Origin of the sequence: Xanthomonas sp. MUS 060, assembly GCF_000963215.1 — a bacterium.
Classification (GTDB): domain Bacteria; phylum Pseudomonadota; class Gammaproteobacteria; order Xanthomonadales; family Xanthomonadaceae; genus Xanthomonas_A.
Map to the genome: position 1 here is coordinate 1 of NZ_JZIM01000060.1, position 3,580 is coordinate 3,580.

General features: G+C 58.7%; 6 protein-coding genes. All 6 read right to left on the reverse strand.

Annotated elements, in window-relative coordinates; genetic code table 11:
- Positions 1–219: condensation domain-containing protein (locus XANALMUS060_RS16715; protein ID WP_045739407.1), on the reverse strand; the 219-nt coding region annotated here is incomplete at its 3' end.
- Between the two features lie 272 nt (positions 220–491).
- Positions 492–989 (reverse strand): phosphopantetheine-binding protein, encoded by a 498-nt coding sequence (locus XANALMUS060_RS17940; protein ID WP_052688266.1) that lies wholly within the window; start codon positions 987–989, stop codon positions 492–494.
- Positions 955–1,110, reverse strand: a complete 156-nt coding sequence (locus XANALMUS060_RS22460; RefSeq protein ID WP_161795480.1) for a hypothetical protein — start codon at positions 1,108–1,110, stop codon at positions 955–957. Before XANALMUS060_RS22460 ends, XANALMUS060_RS17940 begins: the two co-directional genes overlap by 35 nt.
- A gap of 175 nt (positions 1,111–1,285) precedes the next feature.
- A complete protein-coding gene (locus XANALMUS060_RS19230; RefSeq protein ID WP_161795482.1) occupies positions 1,286–2,152 on the reverse strand; it encodes an AMP-binding protein in 867 nt (288 codons plus the stop codon).
- Positions 2,079–2,912, reverse strand: coding sequence for an AMP-binding protein (locus XANALMUS060_RS17945; RefSeq protein WP_052688267.1), 834 nt, complete (start codon positions 2,910–2,912; stop codon positions 2,079–2,081). Before XANALMUS060_RS17945 ends, XANALMUS060_RS19230 begins: the two co-directional genes overlap by 74 nt.
- A 420-nt stretch (positions 2,913–3,332) precedes the next feature.
- The coding region (locus XANALMUS060_RS16725; protein WP_152640596.1) for a condensation domain-containing protein at positions 3,333–3,580 on the reverse strand (248 nt) is incomplete at its 5' end.

The window sequence follows — 3,580 nt, forward strand, 5'->3', positions numbered from 1 at the left end:
TGCAAAGGCCCGATACAGCACGCTCAACTCGTTGATCAAGATCCCCATCGACCAACCGTCCGAGACAATGTGGTGCATCGTGACGAAGAGGACGGACTCGTCATCGGCAAGTCGTATCAGCCGGCCACGGATCAACGGGCCATGCTCCAACGCAAATGGCGCTTGCGCTTCATCGACTAACAGCTGCTGCAACGCCACCTCACGATCAGGCACACTCATCGGCAAGTCGTATCAGCCGGCCACGGATCAACGGGCCATGCTCCAACGCAAATGGCGCTTGCGCTTCATCGACTAACAGCTGCTGCAACGCCACCTCACGATCAGGCACACCGCGCAGATCGTGATCGACCGATCAAATGGAAGCCGTTGTCCTCGTCAGCGATTTGCTGCAACGCCTGCCCGTCAACCAGCGCGAAGGTCGTGCGCAGCGACGCATGTCGATCAAATGGAAGCCGTTGTCCTCGTCAGCGATTTGCTGCAACGCCTGCCCGTCAACCAGCGCGAAGGTCGTGCGCAGCGACGCATGTCGAGCCAGCCACGATGCGATCCAACGCACGCCGCAGCGCCTGCGCATCCAACACACCGCGCAACCTTAGCCCGCCGCTGATGTGATACGCCTGACTGACACCCTCGAACTGCGACAGGAACCAGAGCCGTTGCTGGGCAAACGATAGAACGCGCGGCGCATTCGGCTCCAGCGGCATGATCGGCTGCAAGGCCACACTAGAGGAAGAGGCCACACACTCGGCAAGACGCTGCAACGTCGCATGCGCAAACAACTCGGCCACACCGATCTCGACACCCAACTCCTGACGCAGGCGCGAAGCAACCCGCACCGCCAGCAGGGAATGCCCACCGAGCGCGAAAAAGTCATCGTGCCGACCGACCATCTCCAGACCAAGCAGGTCGCTCCAAATTCCAGCAATGGCCTGTTCGATCGCGCCCTGCGGCGCTTCATACGCACGCGCCGCATAAGCCAGCCGCGCCATCTGGTGCCGGCAGTGCCTTGCGATCCAGTTTTCCGTTCGGAGTCAATGGCAGGCGATCCAACTGCACATAGGCTGCCGGCACCATGTAGTCCGGTAGCGTGGCGGACAGCCAATTGCGCAATACCTCCGCACCTTGCGATCCAGTTTTCCGTTCGGAGTCAATGGCAGGCGATCCAACTGCACATAGGCTGCCGGCACCATGTAGTCCGGTAGCGTGGCGGACAGCCAATTGCGCAATACCTCCGCACCCAGACAGATGTTCGGACGTCACCCCCTCGCTACCGCCTCGCTACCGACTAAATACGCCACCAGTCGTTTGTCGTTGCCTGTGGCATCCTCCAGCGCCACCACCACGCACTCGCGCACACCCGCATGCGCACTNTGCGATACATGTGCGCCGTCGGATCGTTACTAAATGGATCCACGAGGAAGCGTGCAGCAGTCAAGTGATCCCGGTTTAGATACCCGCGCCCCACGCTATCGCCAGCGATATACAACTCACCCACTACGCCGATGGGAACTGGCGCACCATTCGCATCCAAGATGTAGATACGCACATTGGCAATTGGACGACCAATCGGTGGCGCGCCCGTTGCACTCGCATCGCATTCATGCATGCAGGCACAGACCGTCGCCTCCGTGGGTCCATATGCATTGATTAGGCGCCTTCCTTGACTCCAATATTTCGCGATGGTGGAAGAGAGCGAATCGCCTGCAACAACGATCGTTTGCAAAGAAACAAGCTCTTCAATATTTTCTACTGTAGGCAACACTGAGGGAGGCAGCGTTGCGTGAGTGATTTCTTTATTTTTTATAATTTCAAAAAAATCATGACCCGCAACAATCTCATTTTTTAATGGAATGAATAACCCACCACCCCAACAGAGTGACATCATAATTTCGAACGTACAAGCATCAAAACTAAATGAAGAAAACTGCAAGATACGGCTATTTACATCCAAGGATAATTTATTTTTCTGAGCGTAAGCCATGTTGATGACCCCGCGATGTTCATTCATCGCACCCTTCGGCATACCGGTCGATCCGGACGTGTAGATCACATACGCCAGATGCCGTGCAGTCAGGCCATTAGCATGGATGGCGGTCGGGCGGTCGGGATTGCTGTCCGGCAGGTGCTGCCAGCGTTCGCCATCGGCTTGCAAATCGATCGACGACCACCGTCGAGGCAGTCGGATGCTCGACCAAGTGGCGGCTGACGGTATCCGTCAACATCACCAACGCGCCGCAATCTGACTGCATATAGGCCAGCCGCTCCGGCGGATAGGCCGGATCCAGGGGCACATACGCACCGCCCGCCTTCAGCACCGCAAGCAACGCCACCACCATTTCCACACTGCGGACGACCACCGTCGAGGCAGTCGGATGCTCGACCAAGTGGCGGCTGACGGTATCCGTCAACATCACCAACGCGCCGCAATCTGACTGCATATAGGCCAGCCGCTCCGGCGGATAGGCCGGATCCAGGGGCACATACGCACCGCCCGCCTTCAGCACCGCAAGCAACGCCACCACCATTTCCACACTGCGCTGCCTGCACACAGATGGCCACACGATCATCCGGGCGCACACACACCCAAACAATTCACGCAGGTAATGCGCCAGACGGTTGGCACGCGCGTTCAACTCGCCATAGGTCAGCGACACCTCGCCTTGCACTACCGCGATGGCCGAGGGTGTCCGTGCTACCTGTGCCTCGAACAATTCGTGCACACAGGCATCGCGTGGATAATCTGCTGCCGTTGCATTCCACTGGGCTAGTACCTGATGGCGCTCGGCATCGTCCAGCAACGGTAGACGATCTACTGCCTGATGTTCGGCGCCGTCGGCCACCATCGCATCCAACAGATGCCGCCAATGGCCCATCCACCGCTCCAGCGTCGAACGCTCGAACAATGCCTTCACGCAGGTAATGCGCCAGACGGTTGGCACGCGCGTTCAACTCGCCATAGGTCAGCGACACCTCGCCTTGCACTACCGCGATGGCCGAGGGTGTCCGTGCTACCTGTGCCTCGAACAATTCGTGCACACAGGCATCGCGTGGATAATCTGCTGCCGTTGCATTCCACTGGGCTAGTACCTGATGGCGCTCGGCATCGTCCAGCAACGGTAGACGATCTACTGCCTGATGTTCGGCGCCGTCGGCCACCATCGCATCCAACAGATGCCGCCAATGGCCCATCCACCGCTCCAGCGTCGAACGCTCGAACAATGCCGTGGCATAAGCCAGACTACCGACGATCCCCTCCCTCATTGCTCTCAACCAACGACAACGACAGGTCGAACTGCGCGCTCGTCTGTATTGCGCTCAGACCACTATTGCTCTCAACCAACGACAACGACAGGTCGAACTGCGCGCTCGTCTGTATTGCGCTCAGACCACTCGCCCGCCTCGATTGCACCAAGATCCAGCTCACCCTGCGGCGCGTTCTGCCAAGCGAACATCACCTGGAACAGTGGCGCATGCGCCAAGCTGCGTGGCGGTTGTACTAACTCCACCACTTGCTCGAACGGGATGTCCTGATGCGCCTGCGCTTGCAGTGCGCGCTCCTTCACTGACGCCAGCAGTTGCG

Coding starts and splice junctions, on each gene's coding strand:
- XANALMUS060_RS17940 (WP_052688266.1), bottom strand. CDS start 989: ATGGCGCGGCTGGCTTATGCGGCGCGTGCGTATGAAGCGCCGCAGGGC.